Annotated in this window: 25 protein-coding genes; 11 read left to right on the forward strand and 14 right to left on the reverse strand. The window is 61.7% G+C overall.

Going from position 1 to position 21,595, the window contains the following annotated elements; translation table 11 throughout:
- Window positions 1–106: 106 nt before the first annotated feature.
- Both ACN6KF_RS26020 and gstA read right to left on the reverse strand, forming a co-directional pair.
- On the reverse strand, window positions 107–802 hold the full coding sequence (locus ACN6KF_RS26020) for a glutathione S-transferase family protein (RefSeq protein WP_434959822.1): 696 nt from the start codon (window positions 800–802) through the stop codon (window positions 107–109).
- The gene (gene gstA, locus ACN6KF_RS26025; protein WP_434959823.1) at window positions 799–1,425 is read right to left on the reverse strand and encodes a glutathione transferase GstA; all 627 of its coding nucleotides are present in this window, start codon (window positions 1,423–1,425) and stop codon (window positions 799–801) included. The genes ACN6KF_RS26020 and gstA overlap by 4 nt, the downstream gene beginning before the upstream one ends.
- Window positions 1,426–1,578: 153 nt before the next feature.
- On the opposite strand from gstA, the gene ACN6KF_RS26030 reads away from it, so the two are divergent.
- The 3 genes from ACN6KF_RS26030 to ACN6KF_RS26040 all read left to right on the forward strand — a co-directional run bounded on the left by ACN6KF_RS26030 (window position 1,579) and on the right by ACN6KF_RS26040 (window position 3,243).
- On the forward strand, window positions 1,579–2,559 hold the full coding sequence (locus tag ACN6KF_RS26030; RefSeq protein WP_434959824.1) for a LysR family transcriptional regulator: 981 nt from the start codon (window positions 1,579–1,581) through the stop codon (window positions 2,557–2,559).
- Between the two features lie 142 nt (window positions 2,560–2,701).
- Window positions 2,702–2,953 carry a type II toxin-antitoxin system ParD family antitoxin gene (locus tag ACN6KF_RS26035; RefSeq protein WP_434961303.1) on the forward strand — a complete coding sequence of 84 codons (252 nt, stop codon included), beginning with the start codon at window positions 2,702–2,704 and terminating at the stop codon, window positions 2,951–2,953.
- 113 nt (window positions 2,954–3,066) lie between these two features.
- On the forward strand, window positions 3,067–3,243 hold the full coding sequence (locus tag ACN6KF_RS26040) for a type II toxin-antitoxin system RelE/ParE family toxin (RefSeq protein WP_434959825.1): 177 nt from the start codon (window positions 3,067–3,069) through the stop codon (window positions 3,241–3,243).
- A gap of 39 nt (window positions 3,244–3,282) precedes the next feature.
- Here ACN6KF_RS26040 and ACN6KF_RS26045 read toward each other — a convergent pair whose 3' ends face one another.
- From ACN6KF_RS26045 to bla, 4 genes are all read right to left on the reverse strand, one after another.
- Complete coding sequence (locus tag ACN6KF_RS26045) at window positions 3,283–4,932, reverse strand: sensor histidine kinase (RefSeq protein ID WP_434959826.1); 1,650 nt, start codon at window positions 4,930–4,932, stop codon at window positions 3,283–3,285.
- The gene (locus tag ACN6KF_RS26050) at window positions 4,929–5,633 is read right to left on the reverse strand and encodes a response regulator transcription factor (RefSeq protein ID WP_434959827.1); all 705 of its coding nucleotides are present in this window, start codon (window positions 5,631–5,633) and stop codon (window positions 4,929–4,931) included. Before ACN6KF_RS26050 ends, ACN6KF_RS26045 begins: the two co-directional genes overlap by 4 nt.
- A gap of 17 nt (window positions 5,634–5,650) precedes the next feature.
- Entirely contained in the window at window positions 5,651–7,210 is a 1,560-nt protein-coding gene (locus tag ACN6KF_RS26055; RefSeq protein ID WP_434959828.1) for a DUF4153 domain-containing protein, read from the reverse strand.
- A gap of 214 nt (window positions 7,211–7,424) precedes the next feature.
- On the reverse strand, window positions 7,425–8,309 hold the full coding sequence (gene bla, locus ACN6KF_RS26060; protein WP_434959829.1) for a class A beta-lactamase: 885 nt from the start codon (window positions 8,307–8,309) through the stop codon (window positions 7,425–7,427).
- A gap of 98 nt (window positions 8,310–8,407) precedes the next feature.
- On the opposite strand from bla, the gene ACN6KF_RS26065 reads away from it, so the two are divergent.
- Window positions 8,408–9,295, forward strand: coding sequence for a LysR family transcriptional regulator (locus tag ACN6KF_RS26065; RefSeq protein ID WP_434959830.1), 888 nt, complete (start codon window positions 8,408–8,410; stop codon window positions 9,293–9,295).
- Between the two features lie 75 nt (window positions 9,296–9,370).
- Here the strand turns inward: ACN6KF_RS26065 and ACN6KF_RS26070 are convergent, their stop codons facing one another.
- The 5 genes from ACN6KF_RS26070 to trxA form a co-directional block, all read right to left on the reverse strand.
- The gene (locus ACN6KF_RS26070) at window positions 9,371–9,835 is read right to left on the reverse strand and encodes a GNAT family N-acetyltransferase (RefSeq protein WP_434959831.1); all 465 of its coding nucleotides are present in this window, start codon (window positions 9,833–9,835) and stop codon (window positions 9,371–9,373) included.
- 29 nt (window positions 9,836–9,864) lie between these two features.
- Window positions 9,865–11,070: a serine hydrolase domain-containing protein gene (locus tag ACN6KF_RS26075; protein ID WP_434959832.1), complete on the reverse strand. Its 1,206-nt coding sequence runs from the start codon at window positions 11,068–11,070 to the stop codon at window positions 9,865–9,867.
- A 174-nt stretch (window positions 11,071–11,244) separates the two neighbouring features.
- On the reverse strand, window positions 11,245–11,445 hold the full coding sequence (locus ACN6KF_RS26080; protein ID WP_434959833.1) for a Trm112 family protein: 201 nt from the start codon (window positions 11,443–11,445) through the stop codon (window positions 11,245–11,247).
- Between the two features lie 12 nt (window positions 11,446–11,457).
- Window positions 11,458–12,117, reverse strand: coding sequence for an LON peptidase substrate-binding domain-containing protein (locus tag ACN6KF_RS26085; protein WP_434959834.1), 660 nt, complete (start codon window positions 12,115–12,117; stop codon window positions 11,458–11,460).
- 188 nt (window positions 12,118–12,305) lie between these two features.
- Window positions 12,306–13,202, reverse strand: a complete 897-nt coding sequence (trxA, locus tag ACN6KF_RS26090; protein WP_434959835.1) for a thioredoxin — start codon at window positions 13,200–13,202, stop codon at window positions 12,306–12,308.
- A 684-nt stretch (window positions 13,203–13,886) separates the two neighbouring features.
- Between trxA and ACN6KF_RS26095 the strand changes: the two genes are divergently transcribed.
- From ACN6KF_RS26095 to ACN6KF_RS26120, 6 genes are all read left to right on the forward strand, one after another.
- Window positions 13,887–14,777, forward strand: a complete 891-nt coding sequence (locus ACN6KF_RS26095) for a helix-turn-helix transcriptional regulator (RefSeq protein WP_434959836.1) — start codon at window positions 13,887–13,889, stop codon at window positions 14,775–14,777.
- A gap of 341 nt (window positions 14,778–15,118) precedes the next feature.
- Entirely contained in the window at window positions 15,119–15,574 is a 456-nt protein-coding gene (locus ACN6KF_RS26100; protein ID WP_434959837.1) for a hypothetical protein, read from the forward strand.
- 361 nt (window positions 15,575–15,935) lie between these two features.
- Window positions 15,936–16,526 (forward strand): hypothetical protein, encoded by a 591-nt coding sequence (locus ACN6KF_RS26105; RefSeq protein ID WP_434959838.1) that lies wholly within the window; start codon window positions 15,936–15,938, stop codon window positions 16,524–16,526.
- Between the two features lie 222 nt (window positions 16,527–16,748).
- Window positions 16,749–17,288, forward strand: coding sequence for a hypothetical protein (locus ACN6KF_RS26110; RefSeq protein ID WP_434959839.1), 540 nt, complete (start codon window positions 16,749–16,751; stop codon window positions 17,286–17,288).
- Between the two features lie 101 nt (window positions 17,289–17,389).
- Window positions 17,390–17,761 (forward strand): hypothetical protein, encoded by a 372-nt coding sequence (locus ACN6KF_RS26115; RefSeq protein WP_434959840.1) that lies wholly within the window; start codon window positions 17,390–17,392, stop codon window positions 17,759–17,761.
- Between the two features lie 109 nt (window positions 17,762–17,870).
- Window positions 17,871–18,464: a hypothetical protein gene (locus ACN6KF_RS26120; protein ID WP_434959841.1), complete on the forward strand. Its 594-nt coding sequence runs from the start codon at window positions 17,871–17,873 to the stop codon at window positions 18,462–18,464.
- 240 nt (window positions 18,465–18,704) lie between these two features.
- Here the strand turns inward: ACN6KF_RS26120 and ACN6KF_RS26125 are convergent, their stop codons facing one another.
- The 3 genes from ACN6KF_RS26125 to ACN6KF_RS26135 all read right to left on the reverse strand — a co-directional run bounded on the left by ACN6KF_RS26125 (window position 18,705) and on the right by ACN6KF_RS26135 (window position 20,421).
- The gene (locus tag ACN6KF_RS26125) at window positions 18,705–19,220 is read right to left on the reverse strand and encodes a prolyl-tRNA synthetase associated domain-containing protein (protein WP_434959842.1); all 516 of its coding nucleotides are present in this window, start codon (window positions 19,218–19,220) and stop codon (window positions 18,705–18,707) included.
- A 126-nt stretch (window positions 19,221–19,346) separates the two neighbouring features.
- Window positions 19,347–20,114: an outer membrane protein gene (locus tag ACN6KF_RS26130; RefSeq protein ID WP_434959843.1), complete on the reverse strand. Its 768-nt coding sequence runs from the start codon at window positions 20,112–20,114 to the stop codon at window positions 19,347–19,349.
- A gap of 67 nt (window positions 20,115–20,181) precedes the next feature.
- The gene (locus ACN6KF_RS26135; RefSeq protein ID WP_434959844.1) at window positions 20,182–20,421 is read right to left on the reverse strand and encodes a hypothetical protein; all 240 of its coding nucleotides are present in this window, start codon (window positions 20,419–20,421) and stop codon (window positions 20,182–20,184) included.
- On the opposite strand from ACN6KF_RS26135, the gene mnmA reads away from it, so the two are divergent.
- The gene (mnmA, locus tag ACN6KF_RS26140) at window positions 20,420–21,589 is read left to right on the forward strand and encodes a tRNA 2-thiouridine(34) synthase MnmA (RefSeq protein WP_434959845.1); all 1,170 of its coding nucleotides are present in this window, start codon (window positions 20,420–20,422) and stop codon (window positions 21,587–21,589) included. The two genes, ACN6KF_RS26135 and mnmA, sit on opposite strands and share 2 nt — an antisense overlap.
- The last annotated feature ends 6 nt before the right edge of the window (window positions 21,590–21,595 follow it).

Consider the following 21,595-nt stretch of genomic DNA (forward strand, 5'->3'; position numbering starts at 1 on the left):
GAGGCCGGAGCGCAGCGGTGCTTTCCAATTTCGTCAGGCTGACGGGTCTGTTATTCCCGGCGAGGCCGGGGGCCGGGGATGACAGACCCGCCTCTTATCGCCCGCTTCACGCCGCCTGTTTCAGCAGGAAGGCATCGTGCCGAACGAGAAAGGCGCGCAGGCGATCGGGATAGTCGGACTCGACCGCCGCCTGCACGCTGGGGCGTGCCGACAGGGCCTGGCGCCAGGCTTGTACACGGGGCAGCCCTGCGAAGACGGCGGTATCGGCAAGCGTGTCGAACAGGTCGAAATAGCGGAAGATCGGTGCAAAGACGGCATCGACCAGGCAGAAGGCTTCGCCGGCAAAATAAGGGCCTTTACCGAGCACATCCTCCACGCGAGCGAATTTGCCCGCGATCTTGGCACGTGCGCGCTCGTAACCAGCCTCATCGGTAGCCGTCTCCAGGCCCCAGAGATCGGCGAGAAGGGAGGAGCCGAATTCCATCCATCCCCGATGCCGGGCCCGCTCGAGCGGATCGGCAGGATGTAGCCTCGGCCCCTCCACGGTCTCCTCGACGAATTCGCAGATGACGTTGCTCTCGAACAGCACGGCCTGTGACTGTCCTGCCCGCTCGACCAGCAGCAACGGCACCTTGCCGAGCGGCGATAGGGCCGTGAACCAATCGGGCTTGGCCGAGAGATCGATGAAGCGCCGTTCGAACGGCGCTCCCTTCTCCATCAGCGCGATGGCCGCGCGCTGCACATAGGGGCAGAGATGGTGGCTGACGAGCGTCAGCCTGGCGGACCGGAACTGCGTGCTCATGCCGCCACCTTCATGCCTTCCGCCTGCATTGCGGCCTGCACGGCAGGACGCGCGCCGACGCGTGCCATGAAGGCGCGGATCACCGGGAAAGGCGCAAGGTCGACCTTGGTGTAGGGCGACCAGCCAACGATGGTGAAGAGATAGGCATCGGCAGCGGTGAAGGTCTCGCCCAAGAGGAAGGGGCCGCCCTCGGCCAGATGACGCTCGACGGTGGCGAGGCGCTCGGCGATCTTGATACGGGCGACATCCTGGGCCTGCGTGCCATATTCGGGATGGAACAGCCAGGGGCTGTACATCTTGTGCAGTTCCGAGGCGATGAAGTTGAGCCAGGATTGCAGGCGAGCCCTCTCGACCGTGCCGGCGGCCGGCGCCAGGCCGCTTTCGGGCTTGAGATCGGCGAGATATTGGCTGATCGCAGCGCCTTCGGTCAGCACCGAGCCGTCGTCGAGACGCAGCGCCGGCACGTAATGGTTGGGATTGACAGTGGTGTAGTCGACACCCTGTTCGGTGATGTGCGGGGTCTTGCGCAGGTCGACGCGTTCGAGCTCAAGCCCGATGCCGGCCTCCTTCGCCACGATATGGGGCGAGAGCGAGCAGGTGCCGGTGGCATAATAGAGTTTCATGTCCCATTCCTTTCAGCTTGAAGCGGCCGCCCCGCCGGCATCGGGCGGGACCTGCGGCCTGTTCGACGCAAAGGTTAGGGCAATGCACACACGCATGGCCAATTGGGATTGCACCAGCAGTGCTTGCGTGACTGCAAGCCGTTGCAATGCTATGTGGAAGCCCAATTCTATGGGGAAACCCAATTCTATGTGGAAACCATGGACGACTGGAACGAATTGCGCCTGGTGCTGGCAATCCAGCGCGCCGGCAGCCTCACCGCAGCGGCCAAGGCCCTGGCGATCGATCACTCCACGGCCTTCCGGCGCCTCAACGCCCTGGAAGCCCGCCTGGACCTGCGCCTGTTCGAGCGCCTTCCCGGTGGCGTCTACCAGACGACGGCGGCCGGCGAGCGCATGGCCGTCGCCGCCGAGCGCATGGAGGACGAGGCGCTGGCCTTAGACCGTGACATCACCGGCCGCGACCATCGCCTCTCGGGCCGGCTGCGCGTCACCTCCTCGGAGACCTTGGCCTATAGCCGGCTGACGCAGCACCTCGCTGCCTTCCGTCGCATCCATCCAGGCATCGTGGTCGAGCTTGCCATCGACAATCGCGTGCTCAGCCTGTCGCGGCGCGAGGCCGATATCGCCTTCCGCCCGGTGCGACCACGGGAAGGAGATCTGTGGGGCAGGAAGCTCGCCGGCATGGCCTGGACCTTCTACGGCTCACCAACCCTCGTGGAGGCGAATGGCGGGCCGGCCGCATCCGCCAAGGACCTCGCCGGCCAGACCTTTGTCGGCTGGCAGGAAGGGACGGCAGGCATTCGGGCTGCCGATTGGCTGGTGCAACACCTGCCAGCCGACGCCACCGCCTATCGCTCGAACAGCCTGGTCAACCAGGCGGTGGCGGCCAAGGCCGGCCTCGGCTTTGCCCTGCTGCCCTGCTATCTCGGCGACAGCGATTCCGGCCTCGCCCGCGCCCTCGCCGAACCGATGCCGGAACTGATGGGCGAATTGTGGATCGTCACCCATGGCGATCTCAAGAACACTGCCCGCATCCGCGCCTTCTTCGATCTGGTCGGCACCGGCCTGGCTGCGGAGAAGCGGCTGTTCGAGGGCAATGGCGTCCCGAAGACGATAGATGCAGACAAGATTTGAAGGTGAAAGCGTGCGCGCAATCCTGTGCTGAACGAACCCGGGTCGCAACTGGTTTTACCTTGGGTCTCAGCGTCTCGCGGGGAAACGCGATCGGTAGGGTCTAGTACCAAAAAATAATATATACTGGTATCGATTTGGAGATATAGACAGGGCCCGCAATATCTCGGTCTCCTTGGGAGATCACTTCGCGACCTTTATCGACGAACAGGTCGACACTGGACGTTACGGATCAGCGAGTGATGTCGTACGTGCAGGCCTTCGCCTGCTTGAGAAGCAGGAAGTGCGATTTAAAGCACTGCGCAATGCCCTGATCGCCGGTGAGGAGTCCGGGCCTCCCAAACCATTCGACGGTGAAGCCTTCCTCAAACGGTTGCATGATAAGCATGCCGGATAAAATCAGCCACTACCGTCTCACGCAACAGGCCGAAAGCGATCTCGCGGAAATCTGGCTCTATACGCTCCGAACATGGTCGCGCGAGCAAGCCGAATAGCTATTTTCGTACACTTTTGGCAGCCTTCGAAGGGCTCGCCGCTGGGGCAAAAACCGGCCGCCCGGTCGAGATCCGGGAAGGCTATCTCAAATATAATTTCGGCTCACATATCGTATTCTATCGCCGCATGGAGCAAACCATCGACATTATCCGCATATTGCATCAGCGCATGGATATCGGCCGGCATTTCTAGAGCAAAACGCTCTAGAAAAATCTCGACACTCAACCCAGATCACCCCACCCCATTCCGCTGCAAACGCAGGCGGAAGCAGGCACCGGGACCCTCATCGACATAGTCGATGCTGGCACCGCTGTTGGCGAGCAGGGAGCGGGCGATCGGCAGCCCGAGACCGGTGCCGCCATTGGCGCGCTTGGTGGTGAAGAAGGGTTCGAACAATCGGGTTCGATCGTGGGCGGAAATGCCCGGGCCGTTGTCGGCGACCCAAAGGTCGAGATGACCGTCCCCGACCGTCGCCGCCGAGATCGTCACCCTCGATGCCCCGGCCTGGCGGCTGTTCTCGACAAGCGTCGTCAACACCGCTTCCAGAACATCGGCCGGGACACGCACGGTGGGCAAGCCGGCATCGAGATCGACTTCGACCTTGAAGTCGTCGTCGGAGCCGGCATCGGCGATGCGGCGCACGGGATCGGCCAGAGGCGTGGATACGGCCTCGCTTTCGTCCGCCATGTCGGCGCGGGCGAGTTCGAGCAGGCGGGCCACTAGGCGCGACAGGCGCTCGGCGTCGCCCTCGGCATTGGCGATGAAGCGCCGGCGCTCCTCGACGCTCATGGTATCGCCGTGCTCGTCGAGAAGCTCGAGCACCCCGCGAATGCCGGTGAGCGGCGTCTTGAATTCGTGGCTCATCGCAGCAGCGAAATCGCGCAGATAGCGCGAGCGCAGATCGATGGCCACGGCCATGCGCCGGAAATTGTCGAAAAGCGCCCGGATCTCGATGGTGGCAGTCGCCGGGGTCGGCGGCACCTCGGCGCCGCCACGGCCGAGATGACGGCCGACCTCGGCGCTCGCCTGCGTCAACTGTTCGATCGGCTTGGCGATAGCCCTGGACAACAGGCCGGCCAAACCGATGATCACCGCGAGGATGATGCCGAAGCCGAGCGCAATCTTGCCGAGATCGTCGTAGATGCCGCGGAACAGGGCGCGGGGTGAGCGCGACAGCAAGAGGACGCCGACGGTGCGATCGCCCAGCTTGATCGGCCGGGCATAGTGCACGCGGATGGCCGAAGCGCGGCTGAAGACTTCGAAAGCGTAGCGCGGCGCATAGTCGCCGCGCCGGCGCAGAACCGATTGCGAGCGCCCATTGATGGCCGACTGGACTTCCGGCAGAAAGGCGTAGCTCTGGCCCTGAAGCGGCCCGTCCGACAGCACCGTGCCCCTGGCGTCGAGGATCAGCGCGCTCGCCAGCGTGGTACGCCGGCTCTGCTCGATCAGCCGCGCGATCGCCCCGGCCGCCACCAGCGCCTCCGCATCCGGCGGCTGCGACGAGGCGATGGGCAAGGGACGCTGGGACAGGATCGGCATGGTGTTGAGATCGATCGTCAGCGCCTCCGGCGTGAAATAGGGCTCCGCCGTCGCATCGTCCCGCCGATAGGATTCGTTCGGATCATTGTCCGTCGGAGGCGGCACCGGCGGCGGCTTCGGGCCGGGCCAGGCGAGATCGAAGGCAGCGTCGTAGACGGCAGCCTGGGCGATCAACTCCGCCTCGGTCTGGCGCACCAGGACATTTTCGTAGACCCGCAGGAAGATGGCGCCGAGGCCCGGCATCAAGGCGGTGAACAACAGCACGCCGATCAGGATCGAGCGCAGGCGCAGCGCCGGCCAGCGCGCCTTGACGGCGTCCTTCAACCGGGTGAGCAGGATCACGCCGCCTTGCCCGCGCAGGAGCCTATGCGATAGCCGATGCCTGCCCGGGTCTCGATCACGTCCTCGGCACCCACGACCGAAAACTTCTGGCGGATATGGCGGATATGGCTGTCGATCGTGCGGTCAGTGATGGCAAAGCCCGGCCCGTGCAGGCGGTCGATGATCTCGTCGCGGGAAAAGACCTTTGACGGCGTCGCCGCCAGGATCTGCAGGAGCTGGAACTCCTTGGCAGTGAGGCCCACCGATGCTCCGTCCCATTGGGTCTGCCAGCCTTCGGGATCGAGGTTGAGCAGGCCGCGCGCCAGCACCGACGCCGGCGCCGCCTGGACCGGCTTGGCGCCGACCCGCTTGAGGATGGCCCCGACACGCGCCACCACTTCGCGGGGCGAGAAGGGCTTCACCACATAGTCGTCGGCGCCCATTTCGAGGCCGAGCACCCGGTCGATCTCATCGTCCCGGGAGGATAGGAACAGCACCGGCAGCTCGCTTTGCGCCCGGAGCCGGCGGCAGACTTCGAGCCCATCCATGCGCGGCATGTTGATGTCGAGGATGGCAAGGTCCGGCTTGAGGGACAGGGCCTTCGCCAGGCCTTCCTCGCCGTCACCGGCCTGGTGCGTGGTCATGCCGGCCTTGGCAAGGGCGAAAGCCAGCAATTCGCGAATATGCGGATCGTCATCGACGATGAGAATGGTGCGGGACATGAGCGATGAATGTCATTTCAAGGGGAAGGTGTCAAAGTGGGGTTCGGCAGTGTTTGACCGGGCAGCGGTCCCGCCTGCTGCAACCGCCAGGCGCCGGCCAGGGTCCATCGGCGCCAATCGACCTGCTGCGCCTCCAGCCTGGTCTGCACCGCCTGCCTTAACCCGCGCAACTCGGCAAGATCACGGCTCTGCGCTGCGTCGGCGGCCACGCTGGCATCCTTGAGCGCCAGCAGTGTGCCCGTACCGCCGAGGCTCGCCACATAGGACGTATCTTGCCGCCATTCGAAGGTTTGCGGCGATCCCCGTCGCTCGAGATTCCAGCGGGCAATGACACCCTCGAAATTGATGAAGCAGCAGACGCCGAGCACGATGGCAAGGCAAAGAGCATTGGCGTTTACAAGCCACACGCCATCGCGCTGGCGGGCGATACGCCATGAGATCAGCGCCAATCCGGTCATCACCAGGAACAGGAAGATCAGGGCCGCAATACGCAGATAGGTCAGCGAATAGGCCTCGATATAGGCGATGACGCGCAGCATGGTGGAGGCCACCAGCAGCATGGTCTGGCCAATCCACAGATAGACCAGCAGGCGCACGCCCGCCCTGCTTGCCAATGGCGAGCCCGTACGCAGACAGATGAGCACGAAACCTGCCGCCAGCAGGGCTGCCAAAACCAGGGCTTGCGTACCGCGATGGGCATATTGGGAAAAGGTCACGCCTTCAGGAAGCCTGGCACCGCTCCACAGAAAGGCAATGTCCGAGACATTCTGGAGGGCGAACACCAGATTGAAGGCGGCGAGCGCCATCACCACCGGCGTCACCCCGGGCCAGGCGGGCAGGATTGGCAACGGCGCGTAGGCGGAGGCACTGGCGAAGAGGCGCAGGCGCAGCGGCCTGAAGCTCGCCCACAGCGCCACCACGCTCGCCAGGACGAACAGGCCATGCCAGATCAGGCCGGTGCCCTCGCTCTGCAGGGCGAGCCCATTCCACAAGGCAGAGAATCCCAGGCCGATCAAGGGATTGGCGTCGGAGAACAACAGCAGGAAGAGGATCGAGCCGAAACCCGCCACGAGCAGGCCTCCGGCGATCCCGCGAAGAGCGAGGGCTCCGCGCCGCCGCATGATCCGCGCGAGTCGACCTGTGTCGATCAGGGCCGCCATCGGGCTGAGAACGCCGTAGAGCGGGAGGCGGAGGACCCAGAGCAGCGCATTGCCGAATTCCCCATAGCGCGGCAGCAACAGCGCCAGTGCCAATCCCGTCAGGAAGAGCAAGCCGGCAGGCAGGCTCGGCTCGACGATCAGGGCAAAGCCCGCAAGGCTGGCGCCGACCACGGCGATGCGGCTGGCCCGGCTTCGACGCATCAACGTATCGCAGGTCAGCAGCGCTCCGAGCCAGGCGAAAGCCAGGAAGCCGATGATGCTGCCGACCTGCGGCAGCGCCTGCCCGGCCGACAGCGCAAAATCGGCAAGGGCAGCCAACACCATGACGGCCAGGCCCTTCAGAACGAAACTCAATCGAAGAGGTTGACGGTTGCGGGTCGGCAGGGACTGGTCCGGCGAAGCGGATGCGATCGGCATGGGTTCCTCCATGGCCTCCATCTTGCTTCACCGATGTTCAGCCGCGATACAGCACTCGTGGCGGCGTGATGGGCGGTTCGTGCAGAAATCGTGCAGAAACCCGGCCCGGAGCGCGGACATCCTGTCCCCTCATGAGAACGCTGCGCTCGCAAGGTGGCACCAGCGGACATCGCGACATGAAGGCATGTCGCGATGTCCGCGCTCCAAACCGCCCTCAGCCCGGCAGGCTCGCCACCACCGCCTTGGCCACGGCCGCCAAGGCGGCCTCGCGGCGCTCGACCGGAGCAGTACTATCGGTCAGATAGGCGGCAATGAGAAGGGGCGGACGGGCGGGCGGCCAGGCGATGGCGACATCATTGGTTGAACCGCGCTCACCGGTTCCCGTCTTGTCGCCGACGTCCCATCCCGCAGGCAGTCCGGCATGCAGCCGGCTACCGCCGGTTCTGTTGGCCTTCAGCCAGGCATTGAGCTGGCTGCGCGAGAATGGCGACAGCGCATCTGCGACCAGCAGGGCTTTGAGGTCCGCCAGCATGGCGGCGGGGCTGGTGGTATCGCGCGGATCTCCCGGCAGCGATTCGTTGAGCTCCAGCTCCCAACGGTCGAGACGACTGACCGAATCACCGATCGAGCGCAGATAGCGGGTCAACCCGGCCGGGCCGTCGACGGCCTCCAGCAAGAGATTGCCGGCCAGATTATCGCTCCGTGTGATCGCTGCTTCGCAAAGCTCCGCCAAGGTCAGCTGTCCGCCGGCGTGCCTGGCTGTTGTCGGCGAATTGGGCAGCAGCCTCGCGGCCTCGATCGAAACCATGCGGGCGAGTTGCTCGCGTCCCTGATCGACCCGGGCGAGCACCGCAGCGGCGACCAGCAGTTTGAAAGTGCTGCAGAGCGGAAAAAGCTCATCGGGCCGATAGGCCAGCCTCGTGTTCGATTTGAGATCGAGAGCGGCCACGCCCAGACGTCCTCCCACCCCGCCTTCGATCCGCCCGATTGCCGCTGCGAAATCCGACGAGGCTGGGGAACTGGCCGATGAAAGCGTGCCGCCCAACGGCAGCAAGAACAAGGTCGCACCCGCCCCAACCATGAAATTCCGTCTGGTCATGCCAACTCCCTACAATGTTCAATGCCAGGATGGCGGTAGCTTGAGCGGGCGACAAACGATGATAAATCGCCTCAGACCTGAGAAAAATTTGGGGATACATGATCCGCTCGCATCTGCCTCTCAATGCCCTGCGCGCCTTCGAGGCCGCGGCGCGCCATCTCAGCTTCACCGGTGCCGGGCTGGAATTGCGCGTGACCCAGACCGCCGTGAGCCACCAGGTGAAGAATCTGGAGGAGATCCTGGGCGTGCGCCTGTTTCGTCGCCTGCCGCGCGGCCTTGCCCTCACCGAGGAGGGCCAGGCCCTCGTCCCGGTTCTCAACGAGGCCTTCGGGCGCATCGGCGCAACGCTCGACCGCTTCGAAAAGGGTCATTTTCGCGAGGTGGTGACGGTCGGCGTGGTTGGAACCTTCGCTGCCGGCTGGCTGTTGCCGCGCCTGCATTCCTTTCGCGAGGCTCACCCTTTCATCGATTTGCGCGTCCTGACCAACAACAACCGGATCAATCTGGCCGGCGACGGGCTCGACTATGCCATCCGCTTCGGCGACGGCTTGTGGCACGGCACCGAGGCGATACTGCTCATGCCTGCTCCACTTTCGCCCGCTTGCGCGCCGGCGGTCGCCAAACGCCTGCGTCAGCCGACGGATCTCGTCGGCGAAGTACTGCTGCGCTCCTATCGCGAGGATGAATGGCAGCTCTGGTTCGCTGCGGCGCACGCGAGCGGTCCGACCACTTCTGCGGTGGTCTTCGATTCCTCGGTCACCATGGCCGAAGCGATCGCGCAGGGCATCGGCGTCGGCCTGCTGCCGATTGCCATGTTCTCCGATGCACTCGCGACGGGCCGGCTGGTACGCCCTTTCGAAATCGAGGTTCACGCCGGTTCATACTGGCTGACCCACCTCAAATCCCGCCAGCCTTCACCTGCGATGCTGGCTTTTCGAATCTGGCTCCTGGCAAGCTGCCAGACGGAGACAACGCTGCCTGCCTGACGACAACGATTCGCCGATCTCAGACACGATGATGGGGCGGCCTGTGCCGGTCGCGGCAATCAGCTCCGAAATGGCTCATGCCGGCTTGGCAGCCAGCTCCATCAGGACGATCTCGATCGGATCACCACCGACACCGTGGGAAAAATGCCCGGTCCGCACCGTCGCAAAGCCATGGTGCCGATAGAAGCTCTCGGCGTTGCGGGTCGCTTCCACCTTGATCGGCCCGCTATGGCCTGCCCTGGCCGTTTCAATGCCGATCTGGAGCAGGCGCTTGCCCAGCCCGGCTCCCGCCGTCTCCGGCAACAGGAACAAGCGCGTCACCTCACCGGCTTCGGCGTCGACGAAGCCGACGATCGAGCCCGCTTTCTCCGCCACCACCGCACCGCCCTGCGCGATAACGCCCTCATAGAAAGTCGCGTCGCGATCCCCCATCCACCCAGCAAGCTGCGCCGCCGAATAATGGCTCCCCGCCAATCCCAGCACCGATCGACGGGTTACCTCGAACAGCGCGGCCCCGTCACCTGCGTGGGCCGGGCGCAACGTGATTCCAGCCGCATGGTCCATGCCGCTTACGCCAAGGCCTCGCGAATAGCCCGGACGGCGGCCAGGCTGGCGCGCGTCCGCGGTGCGTGCAGGAATTCCGGCCAGCTCGACAGCACCACGGCCGCGAATTCGCCGACGGGATCGATATAGATCAGCTGCCCGAACACGCCGCGCGCCATATAGGCGCCGCGCTCGACATCCTCGATCCAGAACTGGTTGTGATAAGCACCGCTCGGAAGGATGTCGCGATAGACGCCCTGGAACAGATCGGGCCGGGCGCCGAAGCGGGTGTCCTCAAGCCAGGCGGAAGGCAGAAGACGCCGGCCGGCGATCTCCCCGCCCCCGAGATGGAGCAGTGCAAAGCGCGCATAATCCCGCAAGGTGGCGTTGAAGCCGCCGTCAGCCAGACCGTAGCCGGCGGAATCCACGGTGAAATAGGCGTCCTCCTCGGCACCCATCGGCGCCCATAGCTCTCGGCTCACCAGTTCGGGCAGCTTGAGGCCGGAAGCGCTCTGCAGGATGAAGGCCAGCACATCCGTCTCGACTGAGCGGTAGTTGAATATGGCACCATGGACGTTTTGACTGGCCTGGAGCTGCAGGATCAGCTCGAAGACATGAGCAGGCCAGCTCGGGTCCTTGCGTGCTTTCCAACCACTGGCCACGTCCATCTTGGCGATGTGAGAATCAAGCGCCGTATAGGTTTCGTCGAATACGACGCCAGTCGTCATGTCGAGCACTTGCTGCACGGTGGCGCCACGATAGGCCGTGGCCTCCAGCTCCGGCAGATAATAGGTGACCGGCGCGGCCGGATCGAGCAGGCCCCGCCCGATCAGAATGCCGGCGACCGTGGCAACCACGGATTTGGCGACCGATTGCGACAGATGCTGGCTATGGCCGGTCATGCCGTTGAAATAGCGTTCGGCCACGACCTTGCCGCGATGCAGCACCAGGAGACCGTCGGCGTAATTCGCTTCGAAGAAGCTTCCGACCGTCGCCGGCTGACCGTCGCTCTCGAAGGCGATCCCGTCTATGTCCTGCAAGGCAGGCGGCAGCGGAGTCGCCGGGCCAGTCCCGCGCCAGACCTGCGCCGTCGGCACCAGCTCCCGCACATGCTGGAACGACCAGCGGTTCCATGGTGCACGATCCCAATCCTCACGTGGGATGGAGGCGGCACCGAGAAGGGTCGGTTCCTGTGTCGATTCTTGGAGCTCCGGCAGGCGGCTGTCATACATTCTCTGCGTCTTCCTTTCGGCTAAAGCGTTTTGTGATTTGACCGAGTCACCTAGAATCGCAAAGACGCGTCGGAACAAAGAGTTAGAGAAAAAGTGCGATTCGGAGAAATCGCGCTTTGCTCTAGCGGGCAAGATGGCTCGAGAGACCGGCCCGATCCTTTCGGTAACCCGTCCTTACTCGATAATTCTTGCCTCCTCGGGCAACATGATAGGGAAACCCTCACGGATGGGATAGGCGAGCTTGGCCGCGCGCGATATCAGCTCCTGCTTTTCCGCATCATATTCCAGCGTCGTCTTGGTCAGAGGACAGACCAAAAGCTCCAAAAGCTTCGGGTCGGTCAGCGGCGGCGGGCGATGCGGCGTCGGCGTGGCCATCGGCACTCACTCTCACTGCAGCGGCGTATCGGAGCCGTCGCCGCTCTTGGCCAGTTCGATTTGGGTGATGGCGATCAGGATCTCGGCGCGCTCGCGCAGGCACGAGGCTTCGAGCAGCGCCTGTTTCTCACGCCGCCCGAACGGGCTCATCATCGACAGGGCATTGACCAGCGCCTCGTTGGAGGCCTCGTGGATGTCGTTCCAATCGACCTGGAAGCGGTTGACGGCCAGATAGGCGCGCAGCGTATCGATCAGGCTCTTGCGATCGACCTCTTCCTCGCCCGCACGCGGCGTGAAATCGACGGCGAAAGGTTCGGCCGTGACGCGGCATTGCCGATAGGCCGTCGGGACCGTCTCTTCCGACAAGACCTTGAAGCGCGAGATGCCGGTGAGCTGGATGAGGTAGCGCCCATCGCCTGTTTCGGCAAATTGAGTGAGGCGTCCGATGCAGCCGACCTGGAACAGGCGCGGCATGGTCTCGTTATCCTCGTCCTCGGGCTGAATCATGCCGATCAGGCGTGGCCCCTTCAGCACATCATCGATCATGGCGAGATAGCGCGGCTCGAAGATGTTCAGCGGCAGTTGCCCCCGAGGCAGCAACAGTGCACCTGCCAGGGGAAAGACTGGAATGACGGGAGGCAGATCCGCCTCCGTCTTGAACAAGGGATGCATCGGCTGCCATTCCTCAAACGACCAAAAGCGTTTTGCGATTTGACGGAACCACCCAGAATCGCAAAAACGCGTCGAGACAAAAAGTTAGAGCAAACGAGCGTTCACGCTTGAACGCTTTTTTGCTCAAGAGGCCGCGACTGCGATCCCCCAACAATATCTTACGGCCTGCTGGCGGCGCGCGTCACTATTTATGAGAACAGGATCGACGACAGCCGGCGACGGCCATAGATGGTGTTCTCATCCATCGGGCCCCAGGCCTCGAAGAACTGCACAAGCTGTTTGCGCGCGCCGTCATCGTTCCACTTGCGGTCGCGCCGGGCAATGTCGAGCAGTTGGTCGACGGCGTCCTCACGCCGATTGGCGGCAACCAAAGCCAGGGCATAGTCGAATCTGGCCTGAAAATTCTTCGGATCGGCTTCCACCTGGCGGGCCAGCCCTTGCAGATCGCCGACATCGCTGGCCTGTTCGGCGAGCTCCAACGCAGCCCGGGCGCTGGCGATGAGGGGATCATTCTCCTTGCCCTTGGGGGTAAGCGAAAGTGTGGCTTTGGCCTGTTCCAATTCCCCGGCGGCAAGCGCGCAGCGCGCCAAGCCAGCGATTGCCTTTAGATTCTCGGCATCCTGTTCGAAAATCTGCGCAAAAAGTTGGGCAGCCGCCGCACCCTCGCCCTCGTTCAGCAAGGCCTCGGCCTCGGCCAGCATGGCCTCCGTGTCCGGATCGCCGCCCGGGCCCGCAATCTTCGTGATGAATTCCTTGATCTGGCTTTCTGGAATAGCGCCCATGAAGCCGTCGACGGGCTGGCCCTTGGAGAAGGCGAAGACGGCGGGAATCGACTGCACCCCCAATTGCCCGGCGATTTGCGGATATTTGTCGATATCCATCTTCACCAGTTTGACCTTGCCCTTGGCCGCTAGCACCGTCTTCTCGAGAATGGGGCCCAATTGCTTGCACGGACCGCACCATTCAGCCCAGAAATCGACCAGCACCGGCTGCTTCATCGATTCCTGAATCACGTCGGCCATGAAGGTCTGAGTGGTGGTATCCTTGATCAGGCCGTTGGTCCCGGCAGCATCGTTGCTCATCATTCCTACCCGCTTGGAAAGCTTCGTCTGCGGTTAGATGGGGGCAAATCGCCGCGAAGGCAACCGTCACGCATGTCATTGCCGTACGAAACAATAGATTTCGTCTTGCTTGTTGCGAGAATGGAACGAATGGAACTCCATACCTATTTTTCGCCAACAAGGCTCGAAAGGGGTAACAGTGGTAGTCAACCACCAGCAAAACGACCGCGTGACATATCGAAGAGCGTCGCCTGGTGCCTCGTATAGAAAGAAAACATATTCGCCTATACATACAGAACTGAGAGGATATTTTCGAAGATTAAAGTTTCTTCATCGTATTCGGAAACTTCACTCAAATCACGGCGAATTCACGCCACCCTCAATATAACCTGCCTACACGAACCGGGAAGGCGGAAATTACCTTATGCCTCAATATGATACCTTTTTGGGCTGACGATAGGGAAGGTCCCTTTCGGATTAATCCCAAAAGACTTTCGCGAATAGTCGTTTCTGTGAGATAAATGACACATCGCGATGATCAATATTCTGGCATCCTATTATTCGTGAATCGTTTTACTTTTCGGACTCCGCAGCAAAGAAGTTCGTGGCGGACGACGAAGCTGGATGTGTGAGACAACAGGCCGTTCAGGCCTGTCACGCAGAACAGCCATACAAGTGTAATGGCTCGCATCCTAATGACGTATTAGGATGAAAGCCCAACTCACAAGAAGACTTGCAGAGGAAGTAACGCCAGAATTTTCAAGAGGCCAAATCATGAGTCATCACGTCACCTGCAATGACATGCTGGACTGCCATGATCACAGACAAACGGAACCAAGCGTTCTGACTGTTGCAGACCGCAAAGTCGTCCTGCTGATCGAGAGTCGCCCCCTGCTGGGCGAGATCTTTTCACATGCCCTCAAAGAAGCTGCCGACGATATCGACGTCCGCATCATGGGCTCTCCCGGAGAAGGTGGCCCGCAAGCCTCGCTCGCCATACTGAGCCTGGTACAGCGCAGCACCGATCCGCTCTTCATCGCCTTTGTCATCCAGCAATTGCAAGCCCGCATCGGCAAGCTGCCTTTGCTGGTGGTCACCGACAACAGCGATCCTTCGATTGGCAGATTGATGGACGAGGCCGGCGTCCACAGCTGGATCACCGCCTCGATGGGCTTCAATGCCATGGTAAGCGCGATCCGGCAGGTCCTGTCGCTGCCACCGCGCCAGGAAACGCCTGCTCGGCCTACCGCCTATTCGAACGCAACCGCCCTGTTGGCGGAGCAGCCATTGAATACGCCCAAACCGCAGCCCGAGCGTCGTCTGCGTTCCGATATCCACCTCAACCTGACAGACCGCGAGATGGATGTCCTGAGCCTGCTTCAGAAGGGCAAGCAGAACAAAATCATTGCGCATGCCCTCAACATTTCCGAGAGCACCGCAAAGGTTCATATTCGCAACATCATGCGCAAATTCCACCTGCGCAACCGGACCGAAGTGGCCCTGATGTGCGGCAGCCAGATGCGAGCGCCCGGCACCACCATGATGATCGGGCCCGATTGCGAGGACAGCCAAATGGCCGTTCCAGCCATCGCCTATTGACCACCACGACGTAAGACGTCCGATGGACCGGGCTGGGTGTGTTGGGGAACTCTGATCCAGCCGTTCCACACTTTGAATATCTTCCCTCTTGAACAATCCGGGGCCTTTGAGCTGCATGGCACGCATCAGCGTCGTCACGCGGCAATATTTGTCGTTCCCAAATCAATTTTTAGTATATCGCCATTGAATTAATACCCCTTTGTACTAATTCCAATAGACAAGTTTCCCTACACTGAAAAAACAATAAGATTAAAACTGTAATCACCGCGGGCTTAAAGCACACGCTTCTGCTGATTACAGCCTTAAGCACCTCACAAGACAGACCGAGTGGAGAGACAATTATGAAATCGCTTCTCATCGCATCCGCCCTGATCCTGAGCGTCTCCAGCGCCGCGATGGCCTTCAGCGTCGGCAGTGGCAACGGCAACGGCAACGGCAATGTCGGCTTCGGCAACGGCAACGGCAACGGCAACGCCAATACCGGCGCCTTCAACGGCAACGGCAACGGAAACGGCAACTGGGGCGCCCTCAACGGCAACCTGAACGGCAACGGGAATAGCGGCGCTGTCAACGGAAACGGCAACGGCAACGGCAACGCCGGCATCGGCAACGGCAACGTGAATGGCAACGGCAACACCGGCCTCGGCAACGGCAATGCCAACGGCAACCACAACTTCGGCTTCGGCAACGGCAACGTGAACGGCAATGCCAACTATGGCATCGGCAACGGCAACCTGAACGGCAACCACAACTGGGGTGCCCTCAGCGGCAACGGCAACGGCAACGGCAACCAGTAAGTCTTGCCTGCTCTCAGGGAGCTGGCCTGGCCTTCCTCCCGGCCACCAGTCGGCTCCCACTTCCCCTGGCGTTCAGCATTCGCTCCTGGAATTCTGAAATCTGGATGCGGCATTTCGCTTCCCTCCCTGCTCCGGCGTAGCGTTCCACGGACGGCCGACGGAAGAGGATCCTGCATCCAGGCCTTTTGGCCGAGCTCCAGGTAGCTCGACCTGACGGAACGAACAGCCCCGAGCGTGCAGGCCTAGTCACATTGCATCATGGACGGGCCGCGGCAGCGACTGACCGCACCGCCCGATCATCGAACACGCCTCTCCGCCTTCGGGTCAGGCTGTTTTTCGAGTCGCAAGAAAGGACAGTATTATGCGCACCCTCCTCACGCGGCTGCTGCTGAGTGCGGCACTGGTTTGCACCCCGGTCCTCAGCGCCTATGCGGGAACCGGCAATGGCAACGGCAATGGCAACGGCAACACCGGAACCGGAAACGGAAACGGCAACGGAAACGGCAATTCCGGTACCAACAACGGCAACGGAAACGGCAATAACAACTCCGGAACCGGCAACGGCAATATGAACGGCAACGGCAATACCGGCACCGGCAATGGCAACATGAACGGCAACGGAAACACCGGAACCGGCAATGGCAATATGAACGGCAATGGCAATACCGGCACCGACAATGGCAACTATAACGGCAACGGCAATACCGGGACCGCCAACGGCAATCTGAACGGCAACGGCAACACCGGCATGTTGAACGGCAACTACAATGGCAATTTCAACACCGGGACCGGTAACGGCAACATGAACGGCAATGGCAATTACGGCATTGGCGGGCCCGGCGGCCCGACACCCGGTGGCGTATCGGTCACGGCGACGACGTCCTCCCCTGCAAGGGCCCTAACCGAGCGATACGGTTGCAACATTCTCAACAATGGCTGCACCTCGCATTGAGATGAAAGCCAACAGGGCGCCTCCTCCCGATTTGGAGGCGCACCGAACACCCATTCGGGGCGCACGATCATCCAGCAATCGCCAGGCATCGATCTCGCGGCGCGAAGCGCCTCCAGAAAGAGCGGGCCGCATGTGCATCTGCCCTCGCCCCCGTCAAGGGATCGGAAGACCATAATGGGAAAGCTCTGCCTTTCCCGAACCCAGTCCAGGAAAGGTAGAACCATGAGAATGACCCTGCTCCATGCGGCGCTGTGCGCCGCACTGGCCTGCACCTCGATCTCCGCCGCTCATGCCTTCAGCTCCGGCAATGGCAATGGCAACGGAAACGGCAATGTCGGCATCGGTAACGGCAACGCCAATGGTAACGCCAATACCGGCATCGCCAACGGGAACGGCAACGGAAATGGCAATTGGGGCGGCTTCAACGGCAACGCCAATGGCAACGCCAATAGCGGCCTGGCCAACGGCAATGGCAACGGCAATGGCAATTACGGCCTTGGCAGCGGTAATTTGAACGGCAATGCCAATTCCGGCACACTGAACGGCAACGCCAACGGCAACGGCCCGCCGGACGCCCATGGCAACATCGGTTACGGCAATGGCGGGACCGGCAATATCGGCGCCTTCAACGGCCGTGGAAACACCAGCTCCACCAGCGGCAACAACAACATCGGCGCCGCGAACGGCAACTACAATGGTGGCATGTTCAACGGCAACGGCAATATCGGCTCGTTCAACGGCAACGGGAACGGGCGGCCATAGGAAGCTGTCGAGGCAGCTTCGGCCGGATCGATCACCAAGGGTCGATCCGGCCTTTATGCTTTATACTGAACCACGCTGTTCCTGATCAAAGGAATGCAATCATGATCGCAGACCTCGATATCGGCTGCTGGCAATCCTCGCCTTCCCTGCAGGTTCCGGCGCTTTCCCGCTGCCACATTTCGGCGCGGCATCAAGGGACGCCGCAAATCGAGATACTACGGAAAGATGATGTTATCTTGGTTCAATACAATGTTGGCCAAGGAAACAACAACGGTAATGGCAATACCGGCAACTTTAATGGAAACTTCAACCAGGGAAACAACAACGGCAATTTTAATTCTGGCAATGGCAACGGAAACTGCTTCACCAGCGATAACAACGAAAACCATAACGACACAATGTATAGATGGGACTACAAGCGCATGATGGAAGAACTTCAGCGCTGCGGCATTACTCCCCGTCAGGTTCCTTAGCGAAAAAATATTGTATTCATTGCGAGAATCCCATTTGTAGCGTAGCCTCCAACACACCTCATAGACTTGCCGAAAGTTTGTGAACGTGTTTGTGCTTGGGGGAACGCATATGAAATCGCTTACAAAGAGTATTGTCTATTTCTTCGCCGTCGCCATCTTCCTTGCCGCCGCTTCGCTGGCGCAGGCACAGAACGGGACAGGCAACGGCAATAATTCAGGCGACGGATCGGGTAACGGCAACGGCAACGGCAACATCACCGGCAATGTCGGCGGCGCCACTTTGAATAATCGCGATCGGCGCCAGGCTCCCGCGGCGTTTGCCCCCGGCCTTGCGGCAGCAGGCATCGAGGCCTGCCTCGGCAGTGTCAGCCTTGGCGGTTCGGGCGCCGGCTTCGGCTTCAGCTTCGGTACCACGAAGCTCGACCAGGGCTGCAACATCCGCCTTTTTGCCCGCACGCTACAATCCATGGGCTATCGCAGGGCCGCCACCCAGATGCTGTGCTATGACGCCGATGTTGCCGGCGCCTTGGCGACGGAAGGCATTCGCTGCCAGGTCGGCCCCAGGGCCGCACCATCGACCGGCGTAGCCGGTGTGCAGCAGCCGGCGCAGCGTTATGCCGGCAGCGCCACGGCTGCCCCAACCGCCTATGCGCCTCGCCGCAAATGCATGAAATACGATATTTTCCGCGGCTGCCTCGACTGAGCGAGATCGGGCCCGTCAGCGATCCGACAGGCTTCCTGACCGGTGCCCCCGCATAAAGCCAGAACCAGGAGGCATTGAAAATGGCTTCTGGTTCTGCTTCTCGATTTTCACCTAATCTTTGATTTGGTGTCTGATATCGACAGATGTTCGGGTCTCGGATGCGTCAGCATCTCCGAGACTTGCTCCTAATGTCGGGAACTTTAGAGCCAGGCGCGCGCTTTGCCGGAACCGCGCCTGGTCTCAGGCGTCAGCCTGCTGAGGCTGCGATACCGCAAGGATTTTGGGCTCGTGGCCCGTCGCCCGTAGAAAGGCAATGAGGTCTTCGCGGGCGATCGTGGTGGTCTGCGTATTGACCAGCGGATGATGGTTGAGCTTGTCGTTCTCGAGCAGCCCCTGGTCGAGCACGACAACAACCTGCCCTTCGGTATCGTTGATGGCGCCGAAGGGCGTGACCGCGCCAGGCAAGACACCCCAGACCTGCGTCAGCAAATCGGCCGAACCGAAGGACACCTTGCCTTGGGCGCCGATGATCTCGTGGATGCGCTTGAGATCGACGCTGGCATCTTCTTCCAGAACCACCAGGAACAACCTGCCCTTGCGGTCCTTCAGGAACAGGTTCTTGGTGTGCCCACCGGCAATCTGGCCCCGCAGCGCCTTCGAATCCTCCACCGTGAACAGAGGCGGATGCTCGACCGTCGTCACGGCGATTCCGAGCTTGTCGAGGAAAGCGAAAAGATCGTCAGGCGTAGCCGGCATGGTTCGAGGTCTCCAGGAAAGGGACCCTGACTAGAACGACAGACGGGTAGACGCAAGACTGGCCGACCAAAGCAAAGGGCTCCGCCATGCGGAGCCCTGGGAATTGGAACGGCAGCGAAATTGCGATCAGAACTTGTAGTTCACGCCGGCGCGCACCGTATGTACGGAGACATCAGCCTTGGCGGTGACCTGGGCAATGTCGCTGACGGCCTGCTTGATCGTCTCGGCTTTGCCGAGATCGACATAGAGATATTCGGCTCGCACCGTCCAATTCTGCGTCAAGGCATATTCGGCACCGGCGCCCAGGGCCCAGCCGAATTTGGTCTCCGATCCGGACAGAACCGAGGTACCCGCGCTCACCGTCGACTTCACGCGGCCATAGGCCAGACCGCCAGTGCCATAGATCAGCACGTTGTCGAAGGCGTAGCCGGCGCGCAGGCGGGCAGTGCCAAACCAGTCCAGTTGCGTCTTCACGCTGACGGGAATGTTCTGGTCGCCGATGAAGGTCTTCTTGGAATCGAGACCTGCATATTGCAGGTCGGCTTCGGCGCCAACAACCCAATGCGGATCGAACTGGTAGTTGTAGCCGATCTGGCCACCGCCGACGAAGCCATTGGCGGTATCCTTGACGCGGGCGAGGCCACCGTTCAAGCTGAAACCGAGCGCGGCGGGCAGGTTATTGGCGCCCGTGGTCGGCACCGCCTTCAGATCCGTGTCGAGATTGCCGCGGCCATAGCCAGCGTTCAGACCGGCATAGAATCCGGTCCAGGTGAAGGACGGCACGATTTCCGGCGCGACGGGCTCGACGGGCGGCGGCGCTAGGTCGGCGGCGAATGCCGCTGCCGGCGCAAGAACGACGACGCCCGCAAGCAGAGCACTCCTAAGAATTTGCATTTTAATACCCCAGCACTTGGCACTTGTTACGCTCGAACGCCTGATAGCACCGCCTTTACATGAAATCCTATGACATAAATGCAACACTGGCTTTTTTATTGAGCAATCCATAACAGATATACTTAACAAGCATGGTTAATGACGCCAACATCGCAGCTGTATTACGCAAGGTAATATAGGAGTTAATGTTGACGATGCCCTGTGCTGCAACCTCCGTTCGAACATCGGCGTTCCCCTCGCGGCCGAAATCGCGTAAAGGAGCGCCGTCGCAGAGACCTTGACCCTCTGATGGACGGAAGGATGCCATGTTGAACTCACTCGACCTGCCGCGCCGGCCGCAGGATACCCGTGTCGTTGTTGCCATGTCGGGCGGCGTCGACTCGTCCGTTTGTGCCGCTCTTCTCAAGGAGCAGGGCTATGACGTGATCGGAGTGACGCTTCAGCTCTACGACCATGGTGCCGCCGTTCACCGCAAGGGCGCCTGCTGCGCCGGCCAGGACATTCACGACGCGCGCGAAGTCGCCGACCGTATCGGCATTCCTCATTACGTGCTCGACTATGAAAGCCGCTTCAAGGAAGCGGTGATCGACCGTTTCGCCGATTCCTATGTGGCTGGTGAAACACCGATCCCCTGTGTCGAATGCAACCAGCGCGTCAAGTTCCGTGACCTGCTCGGCACCGCGCGTGACCTCGGCGCTGACGTGCTCGCCACCGGTCATTACGTCGCGAGTCGCGCCGTGCCCGGCGGGCGCGGCCTGTTCCGCCCGCGCGATGCCGAGCGCGACCAAAGCTATTTCATGTTCGCCACCACCAAGGAGCAGCTCGACATCCTGCGCTTCCCACTTGGCGACATGACCAAGCCGGAAACCCGCCAGGCCGCCGAGCGTTTCGGCCTGTCGGTCGCCGCCAAGCCCGACAGTCAGGACATCTGCTTCGTACCATCAGGCCGTTACGCCCAGGTAATCGAGAAGCTCAAGCCAGGCGCCGCCGTCCCCGGCGAGATCGTGCATCTCGACGGCCGGGTGCTCGGCCAGCACCAGGGTGTCATTCACTACACCATCGGCCAGCGCAAGGGGCTAGGCATTGCCACCGGCGAGCCGTTGCATGTCATCCGCCTCGATGCCGAGGCGGCGCGTGTGATCGTCGGCCCGCGCGAAGCGCTGGCGACCCGGCAGGTCGCCCTGCGCGACGTCAATTGGATCGGCGACGGCGCTCTCGATGCCCTGCCTGCCGAGGGTCTGGAGATCGCAGTGCGCGTGCGCTCGACCCGCGCACCCAAGCCGGCTTTGCTGCATTTCGGCCCGGAAGGTCCAACAATCGAACTCACCGAGGCTGAAGATGGCGTTTCGCCGGGGCAGGCGGCCGTGTTCTATGACCATGCCGATGGCCAGGCCCGAGTCCTCGGTGGCGGCTTCATCCGTGGTGCGCGGCCGCAGACCGTGTTCGCCTATGGCAGCCAGACGGTAGCGGCCTGAACCGCC

The sequence above is a fragment of the Labrys methylaminiphilus subsp. lupini genome, assembly GCF_051161885.1.
Classification (GTDB): domain Bacteria; phylum Pseudomonadota; class Alphaproteobacteria; order Rhizobiales; family Labraceae; genus Labrys.

Excerpts from the sequence above, each read along its gene's own strand:
- ACN6KF_RS26020 (WP_434959822.1), bottom strand. The coding sequence starts at position 802 with ATGAGCACGCAGTTCCGGTCCGCCAGGCTGACGCTCGTCAGCCACCAT.
- gstA (WP_434959823.1), bottom strand. The coding sequence starts at position 1,425 with ATGAAACTCTATTATGCCACCGGCACCTGCTCGCTCTCGCCCCATATC.
- ACN6KF_RS26050 (WP_434959827.1), bottom strand. The coding sequence starts at position 5,633 with ATGTCCCGCACCATTCTCATCGTCGATGACGATCCGCATATTCGCGAA.
- ACN6KF_RS26055 (WP_434959828.1), bottom strand. The coding sequence starts at position 7,210 with ATGCCGATCGCATCCGCTTCGCCGGACCAGTCCCTGCCGACCCGCAAC.
- bla (WP_434959829.1), bottom strand. The coding sequence starts at position 8,309 with ATGACCAGACGGAATTTCATGGTTGGGGCGGGTGCGACCTTGTTCTTG.
- ACN6KF_RS26065 (WP_434959830.1), top strand. The coding sequence starts at position 8,408 with ATGATCCGCTCGCATCTGCCTCTCAATGCCCTGCGCGCCTTCGAGGCC.
- ACN6KF_RS26075 (WP_434959832.1), bottom strand. The coding sequence starts at position 11,070 with ATGTATGACAGCCGCCTGCCGGAGCTCCAAGAATCGACACAGGAACCG.
- ACN6KF_RS26080 (WP_434959833.1), bottom strand. The coding sequence starts at position 11,445 with ATGGCCACGCCGACGCCGCATCGCCCGCCGCCGCTGACCGACCCGAAG.
- ACN6KF_RS26085 (WP_434959834.1), bottom strand. The coding sequence starts at position 12,117 with ATGCATCCCTTGTTCAAGACGGAGGCGGATCTGCCTCCCGTCATTCCA.
- trxA (WP_434959835.1), bottom strand. The coding sequence starts at position 13,202 with ATGATGAGCAACGATGCTGCCGGGACCAACGGCCTGATCAAGGATACC.
- ACN6KF_RS26095 (WP_434959836.1), top strand. The coding sequence starts at position 13,887 with ATGAAAGCCCAACTCACAAGAAGACTTGCAGAGGAAGTAACGCCAGAA.
- ACN6KF_RS26100 (WP_434959837.1), top strand. The coding sequence starts at position 15,119 with ATGAAATCGCTTCTCATCGCATCCGCCCTGATCCTGAGCGTCTCCAGC.
- ACN6KF_RS26105 (WP_434959838.1), top strand. The coding sequence starts at position 15,936 with ATGCGCACCCTCCTCACGCGGCTGCTGCTGAGTGCGGCACTGGTTTGC.
- ACN6KF_RS26110 (WP_434959839.1), top strand. The coding sequence starts at position 16,749 with ATGAGAATGACCCTGCTCCATGCGGCGCTGTGCGCCGCACTGGCCTGC.
- ACN6KF_RS26115 (WP_434959840.1), top strand. The coding sequence starts at position 17,390 with ATGATCGCAGACCTCGATATCGGCTGCTGGCAATCCTCGCCTTCCCTG.
- ACN6KF_RS26120 (WP_434959841.1), top strand. The coding sequence starts at position 17,871 with ATGAAATCGCTTACAAAGAGTATTGTCTATTTCTTCGCCGTCGCCATC.
- ACN6KF_RS26125 (WP_434959842.1), bottom strand. The coding sequence starts at position 19,220 with ATGCCGGCTACGCCTGACGATCTTTTCGCTTTCCTCGACAAGCTCGGA.
- ACN6KF_RS26130 (WP_434959843.1), bottom strand. The coding sequence starts at position 20,114 with ATGCAAATTCTTAGGAGTGCTCTGCTTGCGGGCGTCGTCGTTCTTGCG.
- mnmA (WP_434959845.1), top strand. The coding sequence starts at position 20,420 with ATGTTGAACTCACTCGACCTGCCGCGCCGGCCGCAGGATACCCGTGTC.
- ACN6KF_RS26135 (WP_434959844.1), bottom strand. The coding sequence starts at position 20,421 with ATGGCATCCTTCCGTCCATCAGAGGGTCAAGGTCTCTGCGACGGCGCT.